The organism is Bradyrhizobium sp. 154 (assembly GCF_023073875.1).
Taxonomy (GTDB): Bacteria; Pseudomonadota; Alphaproteobacteria; order Rhizobiales; family Xanthobacteraceae; genus Bradyrhizobium.
This window is the reverse complement of record NZ_JADPKG010000101.1, coordinates 207,419-226,879: the sequence shown is the minus strand read 5'-3', so window position 1 is coordinate 226,879 and position 19,461 is coordinate 207,419. Positions and strand designations below refer to the sequence as shown.

The 19,461-nt window shown below is 64.7% G+C and carries 20 protein-coding genes; 14 read left to right on the top strand and 6 right to left on the bottom strand.

The genetic code is table 11. The features are described from left to right. Positions 1–69 precede the first annotated feature (69 nt). The 5 genes from IVA92_RS23765 to IVA92_RS23745 form a co-directional block, all read right to left on the bottom strand. Complete coding sequence (locus IVA92_RS23765; protein ID WP_247277518.1) at positions 70–525, bottom strand: GNAT family N-acetyltransferase; 456 nt, start codon at positions 523–525, stop codon at positions 70–72. 89 nt (positions 526–614) lie between these two features. Then, positions 615–1,427 carry a PAS-domain containing protein gene (locus IVA92_RS23760; protein ID WP_247277517.1) on the bottom strand — a complete coding sequence of 271 codons (813 nt, stop codon included), beginning with the start codon at positions 1,425–1,427 and terminating at the stop codon, positions 615–617. Between the two features lie 128 nt (positions 1,428–1,555). Further along, a complete protein-coding gene (locus IVA92_RS23755) occupies positions 1,556–1,714 on the bottom strand; it encodes a hypothetical protein (protein ID WP_247277516.1) in 159 nt (52 codons plus the stop codon). A gap of 73 nt (positions 1,715–1,787) precedes the next feature. Then, entirely contained in the window at positions 1,788–1,964 is a 177-nt protein-coding gene (locus tag IVA92_RS23750) for a hypothetical protein (protein ID WP_247277515.1), read from the bottom strand. A gap of 156 nt (positions 1,965–2,120) precedes the next feature. Beyond that, positions 2,121–2,771 carry a glutathione S-transferase family protein gene (locus IVA92_RS23745; RefSeq protein ID WP_247277514.1) on the bottom strand — a complete coding sequence of 217 codons (651 nt, stop codon included), beginning with the start codon at positions 2,769–2,771 and terminating at the stop codon, positions 2,121–2,123. A 632-nt stretch (positions 2,772–3,403) separates the two neighbouring features. On the opposite strand from IVA92_RS23745, the gene IVA92_RS23740 reads away from it, so the two are divergent. From IVA92_RS23740 to IVA92_RS23710, 7 genes are all read left to right on the top strand, one after another. Next, positions 3,404–4,606 (top strand): pyridoxal phosphate-dependent aminotransferase, encoded by a 1,203-nt coding sequence (locus IVA92_RS23740; RefSeq protein ID WP_247277513.1) that lies wholly within the window; start codon positions 3,404–3,406, stop codon positions 4,604–4,606. A gap of 160 nt (positions 4,607–4,766) precedes the next feature. Next, positions 4,767–5,246 (top strand): DUF992 domain-containing protein, encoded by a 480-nt coding sequence (locus IVA92_RS23735; protein WP_247277512.1) that lies wholly within the window; start codon positions 4,767–4,769, stop codon positions 5,244–5,246. A 223-nt stretch (positions 5,247–5,469) separates the two neighbouring features. Next, positions 5,470–7,518: an elongation factor G gene (locus tag IVA92_RS23730; protein ID WP_247277511.1), complete on the top strand. Its 2,049-nt coding sequence runs from the start codon at positions 5,470–5,472 to the stop codon at positions 7,516–7,518. A 207-nt stretch (positions 7,519–7,725) separates the two neighbouring features. Then, on the top strand, positions 7,726–7,998 hold the full coding sequence (locus tag IVA92_RS23725; RefSeq protein ID WP_247277510.1) for a helix-turn-helix transcriptional regulator: 273 nt from the start codon (positions 7,726–7,728) through the stop codon (positions 7,996–7,998). A gap of 93 nt (positions 7,999–8,091) precedes the next feature. Continuing rightward, the gene (locus IVA92_RS23720) at positions 8,092–9,834 is read left to right on the top strand and encodes a SulP family inorganic anion transporter (protein WP_247277509.1); all 1,743 of its coding nucleotides are present in this window, start codon (positions 8,092–8,094) and stop codon (positions 9,832–9,834) included. Between the two features lie 92 nt (positions 9,835–9,926). Then, positions 9,927–10,760: a shikimate dehydrogenase gene (locus IVA92_RS23715; protein WP_247277508.1), complete on the top strand. Its 834-nt coding sequence runs from the start codon at positions 9,927–9,929 to the stop codon at positions 10,758–10,760. A 56-nt stretch (positions 10,761–10,816) separates the two neighbouring features. After that, positions 10,817–11,443, top strand: a complete 627-nt coding sequence (locus tag IVA92_RS23710) for a hypothetical protein (protein ID WP_247277507.1) — start codon at positions 10,817–10,819, stop codon at positions 11,441–11,443. A 179-nt stretch (positions 11,444–11,622) separates the two neighbouring features. Here IVA92_RS23710 and IVA92_RS23705 read toward each other — a convergent pair whose 3' ends face one another. Then, positions 11,623–12,765: an alpha-hydroxy acid oxidase gene (locus tag IVA92_RS23705; RefSeq protein ID WP_247277506.1), complete on the bottom strand. Its 1,143-nt coding sequence runs from the start codon at positions 12,763–12,765 to the stop codon at positions 11,623–11,625. A 103-nt stretch (positions 12,766–12,868) separates the two neighbouring features. On the opposite strand from IVA92_RS23705, the gene IVA92_RS23700 reads away from it, so the two are divergent. The 7 genes from IVA92_RS23700 to IVA92_RS23670 all read left to right on the top strand — a co-directional run bounded on the left by IVA92_RS23700 (position 12,869) and on the right by IVA92_RS23670 (position 19,304). Beyond that, entirely contained in the window at positions 12,869–13,036 is a 168-nt protein-coding gene (locus IVA92_RS23700; protein ID WP_247277505.1) for a hypothetical protein, read from the top strand. 221 nt (positions 13,037–13,257) lie between these two features. Beyond that, the gene (glmM, locus tag IVA92_RS23695; protein WP_247277504.1) at positions 13,258–14,601 is read left to right on the top strand and encodes a phosphoglucosamine mutase; all 1,344 of its coding nucleotides are present in this window, start codon (positions 13,258–13,260) and stop codon (positions 14,599–14,601) included. A gap of 259 nt (positions 14,602–14,860) precedes the next feature. After that, on the top strand, positions 14,861–16,105 hold the full coding sequence (locus tag IVA92_RS23690; RefSeq protein WP_247277503.1) for an MFS transporter: 1,245 nt from the start codon (positions 14,861–14,863) through the stop codon (positions 16,103–16,105). A gap of 238 nt (positions 16,106–16,343) precedes the next feature. After that, entirely contained in the window at positions 16,344–17,183 is an 840-nt protein-coding gene (locus tag IVA92_RS23685; RefSeq protein WP_247277502.1) for an outer membrane beta-barrel protein, read from the top strand. A 167-nt stretch (positions 17,184–17,350) separates the two neighbouring features. Further along, positions 17,351–18,160, top strand: a complete 810-nt coding sequence (locus tag IVA92_RS23680) for an outer membrane beta-barrel protein (RefSeq protein ID WP_247277501.1) — start codon at positions 17,351–17,353, stop codon at positions 18,158–18,160. A gap of 72 nt (positions 18,161–18,232) precedes the next feature. Then, positions 18,233–18,823 (top strand): glutathione S-transferase family protein, encoded by a 591-nt coding sequence (locus IVA92_RS23675; RefSeq protein WP_247277500.1) that lies wholly within the window; start codon positions 18,233–18,235, stop codon positions 18,821–18,823. Positions 18,824–18,839: 16 nt separating this feature from the next. Beyond that, positions 18,840–19,304 carry a GNAT family N-acetyltransferase gene (locus IVA92_RS23670; protein WP_247277499.1) on the top strand — a complete coding sequence of 155 codons (465 nt, stop codon included), beginning with the start codon at positions 18,840–18,842 and terminating at the stop codon, positions 19,302–19,304. Positions 19,305–19,461 lie beyond the last annotated feature (157 nt).

The window sequence follows — 19,461 nt, the reverse complement described above, 5'->3', positions numbered from 1 at the left end:
GCAGCGTAGTTCCGCTGTGTTACGCGCGGGTGACAGGCAGGAATTATCCACAGGCGCTGCCTGCGAAGATTAGAATATCTTGCGATAGACGATGAAGCCGGACCGCTCCGCGACCTTGTCGTACAGTCGCTGCGCGGTGACATTGGTCTCGTGCGTTTGCCAATAGACGCGCGGCGACCTCGCCAGTTTCGCCCGCTCATACACACCATAGATCAGCGCCGAGGCAACCCCCTTGCCGCGCGCGGCCTCGCGCGTGAACAAATCCTGCAAATAGCAGGACGGCTCGATCGCGGTGGTGCTGCGATGGAAGAGATAATGCGTCAGTCCGAGCAATTGGCCGTCGCTCTCGGCGACCAGCGCATGCACCGGCTCATAGGCGTCGAAGAAACGTTGCCACGTCATGCGCGTGATCTCTGGCGCGAGCGCGGTCGGGCCCGAACGGCCGTAGAAGGTGTTGTAGCCGTCCCACAGCGGCAGCCATTGTTCGTAATCCTGCTTCGTGACGGAGCGAATGGTGAGGGACATCTGAAATTCCTGGGCTCGGAGGATGCCAACGGCCGGTGAGGCATCCTTGATACGAGATTATCGCGCTGCCGATCAATCCTGCTGTCGCATCACTCTGCAAGGCGCAAAGAGCGGATCAGCCTTCGGTTCGCCGGATCGCGCAGCGAGCGGTAGTAGTCGGCACGCGCGGGCGCGTCGGTGTGGCGCACGAGATCGGTCACCGGCGTGTAGCTCAGCATGCGGCCGCCGTCGGGCAGCGCGGTGCAGACGAAACGCAGCACCTCGCCATTGCGCAAGGCGATGTTGATCGGCCTGGCATCGCCGATCCGCACCATCTCCATGCGCTGCGCGATGAAGGCGCCGAGCTCGTCCTCGGGCAGCTCGAACGCGCCGGTATCGCGGCCGTGATACATCAGCGCGATGAAGGGCGGCTTGCGGTCGGCGATCTGGTCGGGCACCGCAAAATAATCGCGGAACGCGCGGTTGATGAATTCGGCTCGGGTCTCGGCATCGAGCAGCACGACGCCGATATCGATCTGGTCGAGCGCGGCCGACAAGCGCGCGGCGGTAGCGTGGCTCTGGCGCTCGCCCGCGAACGTGCCGAGCAGCCGCTCGCGCATCAGGCCGGTGACGGCTGCGGTGCCGGCGGCCATGATTGCCAGCAGGCCGAGCCGGACCAGGTCTGCGATGCCGTATCCGGAGACGCCATGCTGGTTAAGGAAGAGCAGCGCAGCGCCGGCGACCGCGATGGCTGCGCTGGTCATGGCGGAGGCGAGACCCGACAGCGCACCGGCCAGCGCCACGATGCAGACCAACAGCGGCGCAGGGGAGGGAGTGGGGATGAAGTGATCGAACAGCATCGCCAGCAGCAGCGTCGCTGCCGTCAGCACCGGACCGGAGATCGCACGCCACCCGAGCCGCATGGGCCAGTCTCGCTCCTCCTGAACGAGGCAACGCAGCAACACTGGCTCATCGTTGCGCTGATGCGATGCGATTTCGCGCGGCGCGCTTAAGAGACCCTTGCCGCGGAGCGCAAATCTTTCGGATGATTTTAGACCAAGTGCGAGTGCCTGAGGCGCTGTTGCAGCGACGGTGCATTCAGCGTCGAGGTGCCCGAGCTCTTGCGCATGCCGGTGAAAATCAACAGCGACGCCGCGACCAGGATGGCCGCAGTCAGCGTGATTGCAACGACTACCACAGGTGACTTCATCGAGGTCCTGTCGCAATGCCGGTCGGCAAGGGCCACACGGCGGCTTGAAGGCTGGTCCAGGATGAAACGGGAATCAGATCGGCAGGCCCATTGCCATGGTCGCCTTGGTCGACATGACCGTCAGCGTGACGATCAGGCACAGCGAAAGCGCGGCGACGGCGAGCGAGGCCGCGACCGCATTGGTCAGCCGGGAAGACGCGACGGTGGCGGATCGGCCCTGGAAGCCTGCCGTGCCGGACGCCCGAGTCATGGGTCTAAATCCTTCAACACGCGAGCGAATCACCCGCGACGCGGGACAATTTCACCGTTTCAACGGGCAACATTGCGGCGGCCGTCGCGCCGAAAACGGCGAGATTGCGGCAAAGACGACCCTTGTGCCCGCTATTCGCCAGCGGGGACTAGCCTGTCAGGCGCCCACGGCGATGCTGGCGGGGTCGTCGACGTCGGCCGGGCGCCAGTCCATCGTGACGAAGCCGGGCGCAGATTCGACGCGCTTCAGCCAGTCCCGGATCGCCGGGAAGGTCGAAAGGTCGAAATCGCAGCGGTCGGCGAGGTGGGTGTAGCCGTAGAGCGCGATGTCGGCGACCGTCAGCTGGCGCGCGGCGAAATAGGCGTTGGTCTTGAGATGGTTCTCCATGACCTGGAGCGCGCCATAGCCGCGCTCCATCCAGTCCTCGAGCGAATGGGTCTGGAGATCGCGGCCGCCCTTGACCAGCGACAGCCAGAAATAGGCCGCGCCGATGTTGGGCTCGAGCGCGTGCTGCTCGAAGAACATCCATTGCAGCGCCTCGGCGCGGTCGATGCGGTTCTCTGGCGCGAGCGGCGTGCCGACGGCGACGTACCAGAGGATGGCGTTGGACTCGGCGAGATAGCGGTCGCCGCCGACCTCGAGCAGCGGCACCTGGCCCGACGGGTTCTTCGCCAGAAAGTCCGGCGTGCGGCTCTCGCCGCGCAGAATGTCGACCTCGATGGCTTCGTAAGGCACGTTGAGCAGCGCCAGCGCAAGGCGGACCTTGTAGCTGTTGCCGGAGCGCTGCATCGAATAGAGTTTGTACATTCTGGGAGTTCGTTTCCGAGGACGGGAAGGCGCGGCGCTGGCTGCCCTGCAGCGCGGCTAAACAATGATGCCGATGCGAATCCGCTGCAAGAGCCAGCCAATAGAAAAACTCGAAATCCCTACCGCACTGCAACGCCACGAAAGATCATTTCCGCGCGACCGCGCAAACGAGATCACGCTTGCGTTAGAGCACGGGCGCGTTGCGTCGGGCATTCGTGAGGTCGGCGACGATCGCATGCGATTTGGATGCAGCGCGCCGTCATGCCCGGGCTTGTCCGAGGCATCCACGTTCTTCGTGCGCGCGGCCAGGTGTAGATGGCTGGGACGCGGCTACGCCAAGGCTTCGCCATTTGGGCCGGCGAAACTTCAGACGACGGCAAGCGCGCCATGAGAAAACTTCGGCCGGAAGCGACAAATTGCTCCGAGGACAAGCCTTGCCGGATATGAGGGATTTGGCTGGCAAAGTTGCGGAACATTGCGGTAATCGCGCCTCGAAGCGCGGGAAATCCGTAAACTTCTTCGAGATCGGGCCGAAGTTTCTTGCGGTGCAGCGGCTCCCGTTTTAGGGTGGCTCATTCCCACAATCGGAGTCGTGAGGCGAAGGGCTTCACGACGCTTGTCAGGAGATGACGATGTCCTTCCTTGCCGCTGCGCTCGACCGTGTGAAGCCGTCCGCGACCATCGCGGTCACGGATAAAGCACGCGCGCTGAAAGCGGCGGGCCGCAACGTCATCGGCCTCGGCGCCGGCGAGCCCGATTTCGACACGCCCGCCAACATCAAACTGGCGGCGATCCGCGCTATCGAAGCCGGCAAGACCAAGTACACTGCGGTCGACGGCATTCCCGAGTTGAAGGAAGCCATCATCGCCAAGTTTCAGCGCGAGAACGGCGTCGTCTACAAGCCGAACCAGATCATCGTCGGCACAGGCGGCAAGCAGGTGCTCTACAACGCGCTGATGGCGACCATCAATCCGGGCGACGAGGTGATCATTCCCGCGCCCTATTGGGTCAGCTATCCCGAGATGGTGGCGCTCGCCGGTGGCGAGCCGGTACCGGTGGTCTGCACCGCTGCGACAGGCTTCAAGCTTCAGGCGGAGGCGCTGGAGCGCGCGATCACGCCGAAGACCAAATGGGTGATCCTGTGCTCGCCGTCGAACCCGACGGGAGCTGCCTACACCAAGTCCGAGCTGAAGGCGCTCACCGACGTGCTGCTCAGGCATCCCCACGTCTGGGTGATGACCGACGACATGTACGAGCATCTCGTCTATGACGACTTCCAGTTCACCACGGTCGCGCAGGTCGAGCCGAAACTCTACGACCGCACACTCACCGTGAACGGCGTGTCGAAGGCCTATTGCATGACCGGCTGGCGCATCGGCTATGCCGGCGGCCCGGCGCAGCTGATCAAGGCGATGTCGACGATCCAGTCGCAGTCGACCTCGAACCCGTCGTCCATTGCGCAATGGGCTGCGGTCGAAGCGCTGAACGGTCCGCAGGACTTCATCCCAGCCAACAACAAGGTGTTCAAGGAGCGCCGCGATCTCGTCGTCTCCATGCTCAATCAGGCCAAAGGCATCGAGTGCCCGCGGCCGGAAGGGGCGTTCTACGTCTATCCGTCCTGCGCCGGCACGATCGGCAAGACCGCGCCGTCGGGCAAGGTGATCGACAATGACGAGACGTTCGTCACCGAGCTGCTGGAAACCGAAGGCGTCGCCGTGGTGCAGGGGTCGGCTTTCGGCCTGGGACCGGCGTTCCGCATCTCCTATGCGACCAAGACTTCGGACCTCGAAGACGCCTGCAAGCGCATCCAGCGCTTCTGCGGCAATCTGCGGTAAGCGCGCAGCAACGACGTGAAATCAAAGGGCCCGCGGTTAGTGGGCCCTTTTTCTGTCGCGTCCGCGCGAGCTGGCCCCACCACAACTATTGTGGCATAGACCATCATGCGGCGTGTGCCGCGCCTTCCTGCTCGCACCCCATCATCGCCGGAGACGTTTCATGCGCCGTTCGTTCCTCCTCTCCGGGCTCGCAGCGGCAAGCCTCGTTGTCTCCGTCGCTGCCGCCGGCGCGCAGCAGCGGATGGCACGGGTCGGCGTGCTCGAGTGCCGCGGCGGCGCCAGCGTCGGCTTCATCGTGGGATCGGTGACCCATCTCGGCTGCGTGCTGCGCGCCGATGGTCTACCCGACGACCGCTACGTCGCGACCATCCGCAAAGTTGGTCTCGACATCGGCATCACCCAGGAGACGGCGCTCGCCTGGGGCGTGTTCGCGCCGGTCGACCGGCTCGGCCCCGGCGATCTCTCCGGCAATTACGCCGGCGCGCAGGGCAGCGCCTCGGTCGGCGTCGGCCTTGGGGGCAACGTGCTGGTCGGCGGCTCCAACAATTCGATCGCCCTTCAGCCGCTCAGCGTGCAGGGCCAGGTCGGCCTCAACGTCGCCGCCGGTCTGGAGAGTCTGGAACTCCGTCCGGGCCGCTGATTGCCGTCAATTCTAACTGCACCGGCGGCGGCTCGCCTCCCCCGTCGCGGAGAGGTGGAACGCTCGGGCCGATAGTCGTACCAATCGTCAAGAGTTGAAGTCTTGATCGAGCCGACGACGCACCGCAGCGACGTTTGATGCTTGCCAAATCTCGGGGACGGGCAGAGCATCTGCGCTTGCCGACCCAATCATGGGCCGAGCTCCACAAAAAAGGAGGCGGCGAATGGGACAGGACGTCAGAAGTCCCCGAGGTCCACGGTGCATTGCGCTAGTGGGCCCATTCCAAAGCGGTAAAACCACGCTTCTCGAAGCAATCCTAGCGCGAACGGGCGCAATCCCCCGCGCCGGCAGCGTCGATGCCGGAACTTCTGTCGGTGACGCCACGCCCGAGGCCCGTCATCACAAGATGACCGTCGGCCTGACTGCCGCCACCACGACCTTCATGGGCGACAGCTACACCTTCCTCGACTGTCCCGGTTCCGTTGAATTCGCCTATGACATGCGCGCCGTGCTGCCTGCGGTCGACGCCGCGGTCGTGGTTTGCGAGGCCGACGAGAAGAAGCTGCCGCAGCTTCAGATCATCCTGCGCGAACTGGAAGAGCTGAAGATCCCGCGTTTCCTGTTCCTCAACAAGATCGATCGCGCCACCGAGCGCGTCCGCGAGAGCCTCGCAACGCTACAGCCCGCCTCACGCGTGCCGCTGGTACTGCGCCAGATCCCGATCTGGAAAAGCGAGCTGATCGAGGGCTTCGTCGATCTCGCGCTCGAGCGCGCCTTCATCTATCGCGAACACAAGGCCTCCGAGGTGATCGCGCTCGAAGGCGGCAATCTCGACCGCGAGAAAGAGGCCCGCTTCTCGATGCTGGAGAAGCTCGCCGATCACGACGATGCGCTGATGGAGCAGCTTCTCGAGGACATCCAGCCGCCGCGCGATGCCGTGTTCGACGATCTCGCCCGTGAATTGCGCGAAGGGCTGATCTGTCCGGTACTGCTGGGCGCCGCCGCGCGCGAAAACGGCGTGCTGCGCCTGATGAAGGCGCTGCGCCATGAGGCGCCGGGCGTCGCGGAGACCGCAAAACGTCTCGGCGTTCCCGAGACCAAGGATGCGCTCGGCTACGTCTTCAAGACGTTGCATTCGCAGCATGGCGGAAAATTGTCGCTGACGCGGCTGCTCGCCGGCCATCTCGACGACGGCGCCACGCTGCAATCCTCTTCCGGCGGCGCGGGGCGCATCTCCGGCATCCTCGCCGTCAATGGCGCCTACGACACCAAGCGTGCCTCGGCCGAAGCCGGCGACACCGTCGCGCTCGCCAAGCTCGATCCCGTGAAGACCGGCGACACTGTCTCGAGCGGCAAGACCCCGCCGGCTGCGCTCGTCACCGTGGAGCCGACGCCGCCGGTGCTCGCGATCTCGATCGCGGCGACCGATCGCAAGGACGACGTGAAGCTCGGCCAGGCGATGGCCCGCCTGCACGAGGAGGATCCATCGCTGGTGGTCGTGCAGAACGCCCGGACCCACGACACCGTGCTGTGGGGCCAGGGCGAAATGCATCTGCGGGTCGCCGGCGAGCGGCTGCGCGACCGCTTCGGCGTCAAGGTCACCTCGCACCCGCCCGCGATCGGTTATCAGGAGACCATCCGCAAGCCGATCGTCCAGCGTGGCCGCCACAAGAAGCAGTCCGGCGGTCACGGCCAGTTCGGCGACGTCGTGCTCGAAATCAGGCCGCTGCCGCGCGGCGATGGCTTCAAGTTCGCCGAAAAAGTGGTGGGCGGCGCGGTGCCGCGCAATTACATCCCCGCGGTGGAGGAAGGCGTCGTCGACGGATTGGCGCGCGGCCCGCTCGGCTTCCCTGTCACCGACGTGCAGGTGACGCTGACCGACGGCTCCTATCACAGCGTCGATTCCTCCGACCTCGCCTTCCGCACGGCGGCACGGATCGGGCTCAACGAGGGCCTGCCGCAATGCCAGCCGGTCTTGCTCGAGCCGATCCACATGGTCGAGATCGTCTGCCCGACCGATGCCACCGCCAAGATCAACGCGATCCTGTCGGCGCGGCGTGGCCAGATCCTCGGCTTCGACACCCGAGACGGCTGGAGCGGCTGGGACTGCGTCCGCGCCATGATGCCGGAAGCCGAGATCGGTGAGCTGATCGTCGAGCTGCGCTCGGCCACCGCCGGCGCCGGCAGCTTCACCCGCCAGTTCGACCACATGGCCGAAGTGACCGGCCGCGCCGCCGACCAGATCATCGCCGCTCATCAGCACGCGGCGTGATCTATTGGGGAAGCACAGTCCCCTTACCCTCTCCCCGCCCTTGCGCGGAGAGGGCGAGGGGAGACGCTGGCTTGTCAACCTTTATTGATTGCAGAGAGACAGACATGGGCAGCCCATGAAACCCTTGCGGTTGGCCCCGAATGATGTATTTTGCATTATTGTATATGCTCCAGATATCATTTATAGATTCTGATACGTGAGGCCACGGTGATCACGTCGTTCCAGATGCGGGCAGCGCGCGCGCTGCTCGGCATTGACCAGAAAACCCTGGCCGAACTCGCCGGCGTTTCGCTGCCGACCATCCAGCGGATGGAAGCCAGCACCGGCAATGTTCGCGGCGTGGTCGAGACCCTGATCAAGGTGGTCGAGGCGTTCGATCGGGCGGGCGTCGAGCTGATCGGCGAGCAGGCCCGCAGCGACAGCGGCGGGCGCGGCGTTCGCCTCAAGCAGCCGGGGCCGCCGCGGCGGGTGGGGGCATGATCGGGCGTTGATCATGCTCGGGATCAGGATGGGCTAGCGCATCGTCGCACCTCGGCAACACGGGACGCACGATGCTTCGGAGCATCGTGGGGCATGAGCATCACAAGCGATCACGCGGGCAGACTGCATCAGCTTCGCCGGCCGACTTTTGCCGAATTATACTTGCCAAAGCTCGTCACCGTCTGGCGTGAGGGATACGGCGCCGCGGACTTTCGCGCCGACGTCTTCGCCGGCCTCACGGTCGCGATCGTGGCGTTGCCGCTGTCGATGGCGATCGCGATCGCATCGGGCGTGACACCGGATCGCGGCCTCTACACCGCCGTTATCGGCGGCTTCATCGTGTCGCTGCTCGGCGGCAGCCGTTTCCAGATCGGCGGACCCGCGGGCGCTTTCATCGTCCTGGTTGCGGTGACGGCCGAGCGGCACGGCGTCGAGGGCGTCATCCTCGCCACCCTGATGGCGGGGCTGTTCCTGGTCACGGCGGGCCTGTTGCGGGTCGGCACCTACATCAAGTTCATTCCCTATCCCGTAACCGTCGGCTTCACTGCCGGCATCGCCGTCATCATCTTTGCGAGCCAGCTCCGCGATCTCGGCGGCATCACGCTTGCGGGAAAAGAGCCCAGCGAATTCGTCCCGAAACTCGTTGCGCTCGCCGGCGGCCTCAACACCGTCAATCCAGCCGCCGTCGCGGTCGCGATCGTCAGCATCGTCATCATTGGCGTGTTGCGTCGCTGGCGGCCGTCCTGGCCCGGCATCCTGATCGCGGTCGTGTTTGCGGCGGTCGCAACTGCCGTATTGTCGCTGCCGGTCGAGACCATCGGCTCGCGCTTCGGCGGCATTCCGCGCGAGCTGCCGTCGCCAGCGCTGCCCGCCTTCTCGCTTGAGAAGGCAAGGGCCGTGCTGCCGGATGCGATTGCGTTCGCGCTGCTGGCGGCGATCGAATCGCTGCTATCGGCAGTGGTGGCCGACGGCATGACCGGACGCCGCCACCGTTCCAATTGCGAGCTGGTGGCGCAAGGCGCCGCCAATATCGGCTCGGCGCTGTTCGGCGGCATCTGCGTCACCGGCCTGATCGCGCGCACCGCGACCAATATCCGCGCTGGCGCGCGCGGGCCGCTCGCGGGGATGCTGCACGCGTTCTTCCTGCTGTTGTTCATGCTGATCGCGGCGCCGCTCGCAAGCTACATTCCGCTGGCTGCGCTCGCCTCCGTGCTCGTGGTCGTGGCCTGGACCATGGCGGAGAAGCACGAATTCGCGACGCTGCTGCGCTCGTCATGGGGCGATGCCGTCGTGCTGCTCGCGACCTTCCTGCTCACGATCTTTCGCGATCTCACCGAAGGCATTCTGGTCGGCTTCGCGCTCGGCGCGGTGCTGTTCATCCACCGCATGGCGGAGACGACGGGCATCGAGGAGCGCACGCCGCTCGTGGCCGCCGATCGTCCCGACGACGGCAACGGTTCGCGCATTCCCTACGACCCCGCGCTTGCGGTGGACCGCGACGTGCTGGTCTATCGCATCACCGGCGCGTTCTTCTTCGGCGCCGCCTCTGCGATCGGAAGCGTGCTCGACGGCATCGCCGACCGGCGCAAGGCCTTCGTGGTCGATTTCGCCGCGGTGCCGTTCCTGGACTCCACCGCGGCGAACGTGCTCGGGCGCGTCGCCGCGAGGGCTCATCGCCAGGGCATCAGGCTGTTCATCACGGGCGCCTCGCCAGCGGTTCGCCGCGCGCTGCTCACCCATGGCGTGACGCCGCCCCGCGCGCGCTATCGCCAGAGCCTCGAGCGCGCCATTGCTGACATCAAGAGCTCTGCAGCCGATGAGGCTGCTGCGAGCTGACGGCGCCGTGGCGATGCGGCGCTCGTGCGCTTGACAGAGCCGTCGGGACGCGAAATGGATCGCCTTCCATATCGCTTGAGGGAAGGACGACCGTGACCAGGGCTCCCGCCGCTTGTCTGATCGGATGGCCGGCGGCGCATTCGCGATCGCCGCTGATTCATCATTACTGGCTGCGCACGCTCGGGATCGAGGGCGGCTACGTCATCGAGGCTGTCCCGCCCGAGGATTTGCGTGACTTCGTGCTGCGGCTGTCGCTGCGCGGCTTCGTTGGCGCCAACGTCACCATCCCGCACAAGGAGGACGTGCTGGCGCTGTCGAAACCCGATGCGCGCGCAACGGCTGTGGGTGCCGCCAATACGCTGTGGTTCGAAGACGGCGAGCTGCACGCGACCAATACCGACGTCGAAGGCTTCATCGGCAATCTCGACGCCAGCGCGCCCGGCTGGAATGCGGCTGAGGAGGCGCTGGTCCTCGGGGCTGGCGGCTCCTCGCGCGCGGTCGTGTTCGGCCTGCGTGAGCAAGGCATCAAGCGCATCCATCTCGCCAATCGCACCATCGCGCGGGCGGAGACGCTGGCAAGTCTCTTTGGGCCAAAGGTGCATCCTGTGACATGGGACAGCATCAACGACGTGCTGCCGCGTGCAAAACTTCTCGTGAACACGACCTCGCTCGGCATGCACGGCCAGCCTCCGCTCGATATCGATGTGGCGCGCCTGCCGGAGGCGGCGGTGGTCGCCGATCTCGTTTATGTCCCGCTGGTGACGCCGCTGCTTGCGGCAGCCAAAGCGCACGGGCTGAAGACCGCCGACGGGCTCGGCATGTTGCTGCACCAGGCGGTGCGCGGCTTCGAGCTGTGGTTCGGCCGGCGTCCTGAAGTCACCACCGAGCTGCGCGCGCTGGTCGAGGCCGATCTCACAAAGACTTGAGAGAATGGCGCGGCTGTTCCGGAGTTCTATCTCCGTGGGGACAACCGGAGACCGCCATGTCTGTTCAACGCGCAACTTTCACACGTCCACTTCTCGCCATCGCGATGGTGACCCTCTCGACCTACTGCGCCACCGCCCAAAAAGCGCCGGTGCCGACGCGTGTGCGCGGCACGATCGAGAACGTCAATGGCGACACCATGCAGGTCAAGTCGCGCAGCGGCGAAGATTTCAAGCTTCACATCGCCGCTGATGTGAACGTCTCGGGCATCACCAAGATCTCACTCGCCGACATCAAGCCCGGTTCGTTCATCGGCGCCACCACCGTGCCGGGGCCGGATGGCGGCCAGAACGCGGTCGAGGTCCACGTGTTTCCGGAGAGCATGCGCGGCACCGGCGAGGGCTCGCGGCCCTGGGACCTCAAGCCCAACTCCAGCATGACCAATGCGACGGTCGCCGAGAGCGTGGTCGGCAATGACGGCCACACGCTGCTGGTCAAGTACAAGGACGGCGAGAAGAAGGTGTTCGTTCCCGACAACACCCCGGTGGTGACCTTGGTGCCCGGCGACAAATCCGATCTGAAGACCGGTGCCAAGGTCATCGCCTTCATGAAGCAATTGCCGGACGGCTCTTTCGAGACCAACCGCGTCAGCGTCGGCCGCGACGGCCTCACGCCGCCAATGTGAGGGGAGAGCGGTCGCCTCCGCCGGGACGAGGCTGTTAGTGTTGCTGCATCTCGCCGAGCAAGGGGCAAAGGCGCGCTCGCGCCGTGCCCACGTCTTCTCTCAACTTGGAACGAAGGTCGCCACGCTTCCGCCTTCGCTCGTCGAGCTACGGTGGACAAGCGCCCTGCCCACCCAAGACGCTACGGTGCTGCCGCAATGATATGATCGTCGATCTCGTCGATCCGGTTGACGCCGCACAGGCCCATGGTGGTGAGCAGCTCCTTCTGGATGATGTCGATCGCCTTGGCGACGCCGGCCTGGCCGCCAGCCCCCAGGCCATAGGCATAGGCGCGGCCGATCATGCAGGACTTGGCGCCGAGCGCGAGCGCGCGCATCACGTCCTGGCCGGAGCGGATGCCGCCGTCGAACATGATCTCCATCTTCTCGCCGACCGCGTCCGCAATCTCGGGCAGCACCTCGATCGATGACGGCGCGCCGTCGAGCTGCCGGCCGCCATGGTTGGAGACGACCAGGGCCTGCGCGCCGGTCTTGGCGGCTTCCTCGGCATCCTCGACGTCCAAAATGCCCTTAAGGATGAGCTTGCCAGGCCAGATGCTGCGGACCCACTCGACGTCCTTCCAGTTCAGCGAGGTGTCGAACTGCGACGCGGTCCATTCGGCGAGGCGGTTGAGATCCTCGGTGTTCTTCACGTGGCCGGCGATGTTGCCGAACGTGCGGCGCTTGCCTTGCAGCACGCCGGAAACCCAGGCCGGCTTGCTGGCGAAATCCAGCAATTTCGATAGCGACCATTCCGGCGGTACCGTCATGCCGTTCTTGATGTCGGCGTGGCGCTGGCCGATCACCTGAAGATCGACGGTCAGCACCAGCGCGCTGCACTTCGCTGCGATGGCGCGCTGGATCAAGTCCTTGATGAAGCCGCGGTCCTTCATGACATAGAGCTGGAACCAGAACGGCTTCTCGACATTGGCGGCGATGTCCTCGATCGAGCAGATCGACATCGTCGATTGCGTGAACGGGATACCGGCGGCCTGCGCGGCGCGGCAGGCATGGATCTCGCCGTCGCCATGCTGCATGCCGAGCAGGCCGACGGGCGCGAGGATCAGCGGCATGGTCGAGGGCTCGCCGAGGATTGTGGTCGAGGTGTCGCGTTTGGAGACGTCGACCAGGATGCGCTGGCGGAACTTGATCGCCTGCATGTCCTCGCGGTTGGCGCGCAGCGTCTCCTCGGCATAGGAGCCGCGGTCGCAATAATCGAAGAACGCCTTCGGCACGCGGCGCTTATGCAGCGCACGGAGATCGTCGATACAGGTGATGTGCTTCATGATCGTTTCCCCGGCCCGTCTTGCATCGGATGATTTCGGGGTCATCTAGCATGGTTGGATGCACAGCCAAATCGTTTGCCAGACCGTTTTGCAGGAGGGCGCCATGACGAGGCCGCACGCCGGACCTTCGCCGGAAGAGACCAAGGAGAAGCGCGCCCTCGAGGAAGCGCTGGAAGAAGGTCTGGAAGAGACCTTTCCCGCCTCCGATCCCGTCAATGTCACCCAGCCGCCGCCGAGCCGCGGGGACGGGCATGTGAAGCGCACCGGCTAGGGACAGGTTCCGTTCCCGTTCCGGCTTCCCAGTTCGGAAATATAATGTTAACAATACGTTATCAGGGCAGCGGCGTGCCCGGTTCCGTAATGATTTATCATATTTTTTGAAGCCAACTTAGCCGCGATGGCTTTATAAGTGCTCGGCAAATCAGGGATGCGGGGCCCTTTCGGGCAGCCCGTGGTTGTAGAGGGGTCCCTGGTTGTTGCCTGGGGGACGATATGAGCCGCAAATATTTCGGGACGGACGGGATTCGGGGCCGCGCCAACGGACTGATCACGCCGGAGCTCGCGCTCAAGGTCGGCCAAGCCGCAGGGCTTGCGTTTCAGCGCGGTGACCATCGCCATCGAGTCGTGATCGGCAAGGACACCCGCCTGTCCGGCTACATGATCGAATACGCGATGGTCGCGGGCTTCACTTCGGTCGGCATGGACGTGCTGCTAGTCGGCCCGATGCCGACACCGGCGGTCGCGATGCTGACCAAATCCATGCGGGCCGATCTCGGCGTCATGATTTCGGCTTCGCACAATCTGTTCGAGGACAACGGCATCAAGCTGTTCGGCCCGCAGGGCTTCAAGCTCTCCGACGACGTCGAGAGGCAGATCGAGCAGCTGCTCGATGAATCCCTCGACAAGCGTCTCGCACAGAGCGCGAGCCTGGGGCGCGCCCGCCGCATCGACGGCGTGCATGACCGCTACATCGAATTCGCCAAGCGCACGCTGCCGCGCGATCTGTCGCTCGACGGCCTGCGCGTTGTGATCGATTGCGCCAATGGCGCCGCCTACAAGGTGGTGCCGGAAGCGCTATGGGAATTGGGTGCGGATGTGGTGCCGATCGGCGTCGAGCCCGACGGCTTCAACATCAACAAGGAATGCGGCTCCACCTCGCCGGAAGCCTTGTCGAAGAAAGTGCGCGAGATGCGCGCCGACATCGGCATTGCGCTCGACGGTGACGCCGATCGCGTCATCCTGGTCGACGAGCGCGGCCATCTGGTCGACGGCGACCAGCTGCTCGCGGTGATCGCGCAAAGCTGGAAGGAGGACGGCCGGCTGTCGCGGCCGGGCATCGTCGCCACCGTGATGTCCAATCTCGGCCTCGAGCGCTTCCTCAACGGGCAGGGGCTCGATCTCGTCCGCACGCCGGTCGGCGACCGCTACGTGCTCGAGCAGATGCTGAACGGCGGCTACAATCTCGGCGGGGAGCAGTCCGGCCACATCATCCTGTCCGACTACGCGACCACCGGCGACGGCTTCGTTGCGGCCCTGCAGGTGCTGGCGGTGGTGCAGAAGCTGCGCCGCCCCGTCTCCGAAGTCTGCCACCGCTTCGATCCGCTGCCGCAGATCCTGAAGAACGTCCGCCACAAGGGCGGCAAGCCGCTCGACGATTCCGACGTCAAGTCGGCGATCTCCGACGGCGAGAAGCGCCTCAACGGCCACGGCCGCCTCCTGATCCGCTCCTCCGGCACCGAGCCCGTGATCCGCGTCATGGGCGAGGGCGAGGACCGCATCCTGGTCGAGGACGTCGTCGACACTATCGTCTCCGCGCTGGGCCAGGCGGCGGCGTAAGGGCTCTTCCTTCTCCCCTTGTGGGAGAAGGTGGCGCGAAGCGCCGGATGATGGGTTCTATCCTCGCCCCCAACTGCTAGAGAGACTCGCGGAGGCAGACCCCTCACCCGTCTCGCCGCTGACGCGGCGATCCACCCTCTCCCACAAGGGGAGAGGGTAAGACCCGCGCATCCCAGCTATTTGCCGTTGACGCTGGTTCTACTGCCGCTTGCATCGTACCTAAGAGGTCGCGGCAATCTGCCGCGCCGGGATTGCTGCATTGAACAAGCCTGTCGTCGTCTCAGAGGAAACACTGACCGAGCCCGTCGTCGTCAACGACGTGGCGCCCGCCAAAGCGCCAGGGCCGGTCTACGTGGTGCTCGCCGGCATCAGCGTCTCGCACTTCCTCAACGACACCATGCAGTCGCTGATCGCCTCGGTGTATCCGATCCTGAAGGACACCTATGCGCTCGATTTCGCGCAGATCGGCATGATCACGCTGGCCTTCCAGTTCACGGCCTCGCTGCTCCAGCCGGTGGTCGGGCACTACACCGACAAGAAGGCGCAGCCCTATTCGCTGGCGATCGGCATGGCCTCGACCTTCTTCGGCCTCTTGCTGCTCAGCGCCGCGCATCAATACCTCGTCATTCTCGTCGCCGCCGCGCTGGTCGGTCTCGGCTCGGCGGTGTTTCACCCGGAGTCGGCGCGCATCGCGCGGCTCGCCTCCGGCGGCCGCTACGGCTTTGCGCAATCCGTGTTCCAGCTCGGCGGCAGTTTCGGCACCTCGATGGGACCGGTGCTGGCCGCGCTCATCGTCGTGCCGTTCGGGCAGGGCAGCATCGCCTGGTTCTCTTCGATCGCCTTCCTCGCGATCCTCATCCTGTGGCGCATCGGCCGCTGGTACGCGCCGCAGATCACGGCGAAGAAGGCAGCCCCCGTTCACAGCCAGCCGGGTGGTCCGAGCTCGCGCCGCGTCGCGGTCGCGCTGCTCGTGCTGGTCGCGCTCTTGTTCTCCAAGCAGCTCTACGTATCGAGCCTGTCGAGCTATTACATCTTCTACCTGATCGACCGCTTCGGCGTGTCGACGCAGGCTGCGCAGATCTATCTCTTCATCTTCCTGGCGGCGAACGCCGTGGGTGCGTTTCTCGGCGGTCCCTTGGGCGACCGCTTCGGCCGCAAGATCGTGATCTGGATCTCGATCCTCGGCGCGCTGCCGTTCACGCTGGCGCTGCCCTATGCCGGCCTCTATGCGAGCGCGGTGCTCAGCGTCGTCATCGGCCTGATCATCTCCTCGACGACGTCATCGATCATCGTGTTCGCGCAGGAACTGGTGCCGCATCGCTTCGGCATGATCTCCGGCGTGTTCTTCGGTGTCGCCTTCGGCATCGGTGGGCTGGGCGCGGCCGTGCTCGGCAAGCTCGCCGACCACACCTCGATCGCTTTCGTCTATCAGGTCTGCGCTTTTCTGCCGGCGATCGGCCTGCTTGCAGTGTTCCTACCCAGGCTGCCGCGGCACGCGCGTTAACACATCCTCTCTTGCCGCCTTGCGGTTTCACACATCGTTAGGGAATGCGGCGAAGGAAGTCGCATTTGGCGCTGCTTTTTTGCAACGCTGGCGCGGCGCGCGCGTGTACTGTCAGAAAAAATCAACCTTAAAAATTAGGGTTAAGCGGCGCTTAAACATTTGGTGCCATCGTCCTCCCGTGAGTTTCCAGAACGTGGGGCGGCTGCATTTTGCCTCACCGGCCATAAGGACGAAGCCAATGCGTAGCGTTAAGTCTCTCCTCGCCGCGGGTGCGGCAACCCTGATCTCGTCGATGGCATTCGCCGCCGATATGCCGATCGCGGCGCCCCCTCCGATGTACGCGCCGCCGGCCCCGCCCGCCGATTTCGGCGGCTGGTATCTGCGCGGTGATATTGGCATGACCAACCAGAGTGCCAAGCGCATCGATAGCGCGCTGCCGGCTGGGTATCAGAAGTCGACTGAGGGACTCGGCTTCGACTCTTCGCCACTGTTCGATCTCGGCGTCGGCTATCGCTTCAACAATTGGTTCCGTGCGGACGTGATCGGCCAGTACCGGGGCAAGGCTAACCTGCACGGTGCGGACAACGTCATTGGACCCGGCTTCGTCGGCACAAACAATTACAGCGGGAGCAAGTCCGAGTGGGTCGTCATGGCGAATGCCTATGTCGATCTCGGCACCTGGTGGTGCATCACCCCGTTCATTGGCGCCGGTGTTGGCGGCTCCTACAACAAGATCAGTGGCTTCCGTGACGACGGCGTTTCTTATAGCGCCGCGCTGACCCCGACTCCGAGCAACAGCGTCGCCTACTTCGCAGACAGCGGAAAGTGGAACTTCGCCTGGGCCGCTCACGCCGGTCTCGCCTACAAGGTCAATCCCGGGTTCACCGTCGAACTGGCCTACAGCTACATGAACCTCGGCGACGCGGCGCCTGGCAACTACCGCTTGTTCGACAACAGTGCCTCCGGTCCGACCTCTATCAAGATCAGGGAGCTCACCTCGCACGACGTCAAGCTCGGCGTGCGCTGGGATCTCAACAGCCCGCCGGTCTACGCGCCGCCGCTGGTCACCAAGGGCTGATCGGCAGCCTCATCGGTTAAAGTCTCTTAACGGCGCGGGGTCAGCCCGCGCCGTTTTGCTTTGCGGATTTTTCATGGCGCAGCAGCGACGAACGTGGCGGACGCAACCATTGGTTAAGGTTAACAGGGGATGATCATCGCAACTGTTCGAGTCCATGGAGCGTTGCGATGCGTAGGCTGATGGTGGCGGCGGCGATGTTGGGGACGGTGTCCGCCGCAAATGCGGCCGACATGCCGGACCTGCCGATCCTGCGCGGCAGCTTCACCGACGGCCTGACGAGATCCGGCGTCAACTGGCAGGGCTTCTATGTCGGAGGCCAGGGCGGCTATGGCTCGTCCGACGAAAATTTCAACGGGTCGACCAGCAATATGATGGCCGCGCTGCTCGCGGACACCCTGATCGAACAGGAGATGCAGGTCTCGCAATGGAATCTCGGCCTCGGAAAGGCCTCTCAGCGCAGCAGTGGATACGGTGCTTTCGCGGGCTACAATGGGCAGTGGGACGATGTCGTGATCGGCCTGGAAGCCAGTTACCTGCACGGTAAGTTCGGAGGATCGACCACCGCCAGCGAAGCACGTAGCCTCCAGCTGTCCGACGGCAACGTGCACAGCGTGACTGCGAGTTCGACGGCCTCGATCGCGATCAAGGACATGGCAACGTTTCGCGGCAGGGCCGGTTACGCGTGGGGCTGCTTCCTGCCCTACGTGTTCGGCGGGCTCGCGCTCGGCAACGCGGATATCGTTCGCACGGTGAGTGCTCAGGATTACGTGACGCCCGCCGGCGTTCTGCTGGGGCCGGTCTCCGCGAGCGAAGCGCAGCACAATCATCTGATCTACGGCTACAGCGGCGGCCTCGGTGTAGACGTCAACCTCGTCGGCGGTCTCTTCATGCGCGCCGAGTGGGAATACATTCGCTTCACGTCCCAGGTCGACACCAGCATCAACACCGTCCGCGCCGGCCTCGGCTACAAGTTCTGACGCGGCGACACGCCGCGGTTGACAGCCTCCTTCCGTCCTGATGCTCTGTCGCCCAAAAGCGGGACGGCGGCGATGCAGATCTACGGCGATAGCAATTCCGGCAATTGTCTGAAGGTGAAGTGGGTCTGCGACAAGCTCGCATTGCCCTATCAGTGGGTTGAGATCGACACGAGCAAGGGCGAGACGCGCACGCCGCAATTCCTGAAGATGAACGGCGCCGGCCAAGTGCCGACCGTCGCGTTCGACGACGGCCGCACGCTGGCGCAATCCAATGCCATCATCCGCTATCTCGCACGCGACAGCGCCCTCGTTCCGCGCGACGCCTTCATCGCTGCCAAGATGGACGAATGGCTGTTCTGGGAGCAGTACAGCCACGAGCCCTATATCGCGGTGTGCCGCTTCCTCCTGGTCTATCTCGGCAAGCAGGCCTCCGAGCTCGATCCTGAGAAGGTCAAGCGCGGTTATGCGGCGCTCGAGCGCATGGAGCAGCATCTTGCGGCCAGCCGCTTCCTCGCCGGTGAGGCGGTTTCGCTCGCGGATGTCTCGCTGCTCGCCTATACCCGCGTTGCGCATGAGGGCGGCTTCGATCTCGGCCGCTTTGCGGCCATCCGCCGCTGGATCGACCAGACCGAGGCCTTTCTCGGCCTTGCGCCGGCGCGCTGAGTCTGGAGCATCGCGCATGAACGCCGAAGCCGTCTCCATTCGCCGCGCGCGCCGCGACGACATCGCCGCGATCGTTGCAATGCTCGCCGATGATCATCTCGGACGCGCACGCGAGCGCGTGGAGGATCCGCTGCCCGCCGCCTATTACGAGGCATTTGCGCGGGTCGAGCGCGATCCGAATCTGACGCTTGTGGTCGCCGAGAGCGAGGGCAGGGTGGTCGGCTGCCTGCAACTCGCGATCCTGCCCGGCATCAGCTCGCAAGGCGGCGTGCGCGGTTTGCTCGAAGACGTCCGCGTTGCTTCCGATTGTCGCAGCCGCGGCATCGGCGAGCGGTTGGTGCAATGGGCGGTTGCGGAAGCGAAAGCACGCGGCTGCAATCTCGTCGAACTGCTGACGCATCAGACGCGTGTCGATGCGCAGCGCTTCTACAAGCGGCTCGGCTTCACGGCGAGTCATGTCGGTATGACTGTCCGCTTTTGACGCAGCGTGACGCAGGCGTTGCGCGATCAGCGGAATCGGATCGCGCATTCGTTCGTGTTAAGAGCCGGTAAACTACCCGTCCGTCGTTCACATTGATGAAGGAACGAACGGTGCTACGGCAGCGTCAGACACCGAGCTCGGTCGGTTCGGGGATTTC

Excerpts from the sequence above, each read along its gene's own strand:
- IVA92_RS23765 (WP_247277518.1), bottom strand. The coding sequence starts at position 525 with ATGTCCCTCACCATTCGCTCCGTCACGAAGCAGGATTACGAACAATGG.
- IVA92_RS23760 (WP_247277517.1), bottom strand. The coding sequence starts at position 1,427 with ATGCGGCTCGGGTGGCGTGCGATCTCCGGTCCGGTGCTGACGGCAGCG.
- IVA92_RS23755 (WP_247277516.1), bottom strand. The coding sequence starts at position 1,714 with ATGAAGTCACCTGTGGTAGTCGTTGCAATCACGCTGACTGCGGCCATC.
- IVA92_RS23750 (WP_247277515.1), bottom strand. The coding sequence starts at position 1,964 with ATGACTCGGGCGTCCGGCACGGCAGGCTTCCAGGGCCGATCCGCCACC.
- IVA92_RS23745 (WP_247277514.1), bottom strand. The coding sequence starts at position 2,771 with ATGTACAAACTCTATTCGATGCAGCGCTCCGGCAACAGCTACAAGGTC.
- IVA92_RS23740 (WP_247277513.1), top strand. The coding sequence starts at position 3,404 with ATGTCCTTCCTTGCCGCTGCGCTCGACCGTGTGAAGCCGTCCGCGACC.
- IVA92_RS23735 (WP_247277512.1), top strand. The coding sequence starts at position 4,767 with ATGCGCCGTTCGTTCCTCCTCTCCGGGCTCGCAGCGGCAAGCCTCGTT.
- IVA92_RS23730 (WP_247277511.1), top strand. The coding sequence starts at position 5,470 with ATGGGACAGGACGTCAGAAGTCCCCGAGGTCCACGGTGCATTGCGCTA.
- IVA92_RS23720 (WP_247277509.1), top strand. The coding sequence starts at position 8,092 with ATGAGCATCACAAGCGATCACGCGGGCAGACTGCATCAGCTTCGCCGG.
- IVA92_RS23710 (WP_247277507.1), top strand. The coding sequence starts at position 10,817 with ATGTCTGTTCAACGCGCAACTTTCACACGTCCACTTCTCGCCATCGCG.
- IVA92_RS23705 (WP_247277506.1), bottom strand. The coding sequence starts at position 12,765 with ATGAAGCACATCACCTGTATCGACGATCTCCGTGCGCTGCATAAGCGC.
- IVA92_RS23700 (WP_247277505.1), top strand. The coding sequence starts at position 12,869 with ATGACGAGGCCGCACGCCGGACCTTCGCCGGAAGAGACCAAGGAGAAG.
- glmM (WP_247277504.1), top strand. The coding sequence starts at position 13,258 with ATGAGCCGCAAATATTTCGGGACGGACGGGATTCGGGGCCGCGCCAAC.
- IVA92_RS23685 (WP_247277502.1), top strand. The coding sequence starts at position 16,344 with ATGCGTAGCGTTAAGTCTCTCCTCGCCGCGGGTGCGGCAACCCTGATC.
- IVA92_RS23680 (WP_247277501.1), top strand. The coding sequence starts at position 17,351 with ATGCGTAGGCTGATGGTGGCGGCGGCGATGTTGGGGACGGTGTCCGCC.
- IVA92_RS23675 (WP_247277500.1), top strand. The coding sequence starts at position 18,233 with ATGCAGATCTACGGCGATAGCAATTCCGGCAATTGTCTGAAGGTGAAG.
- IVA92_RS23670 (WP_247277499.1), top strand. The coding sequence starts at position 18,840 with ATGAACGCCGAAGCCGTCTCCATTCGCCGCGCGCGCCGCGACGACATC.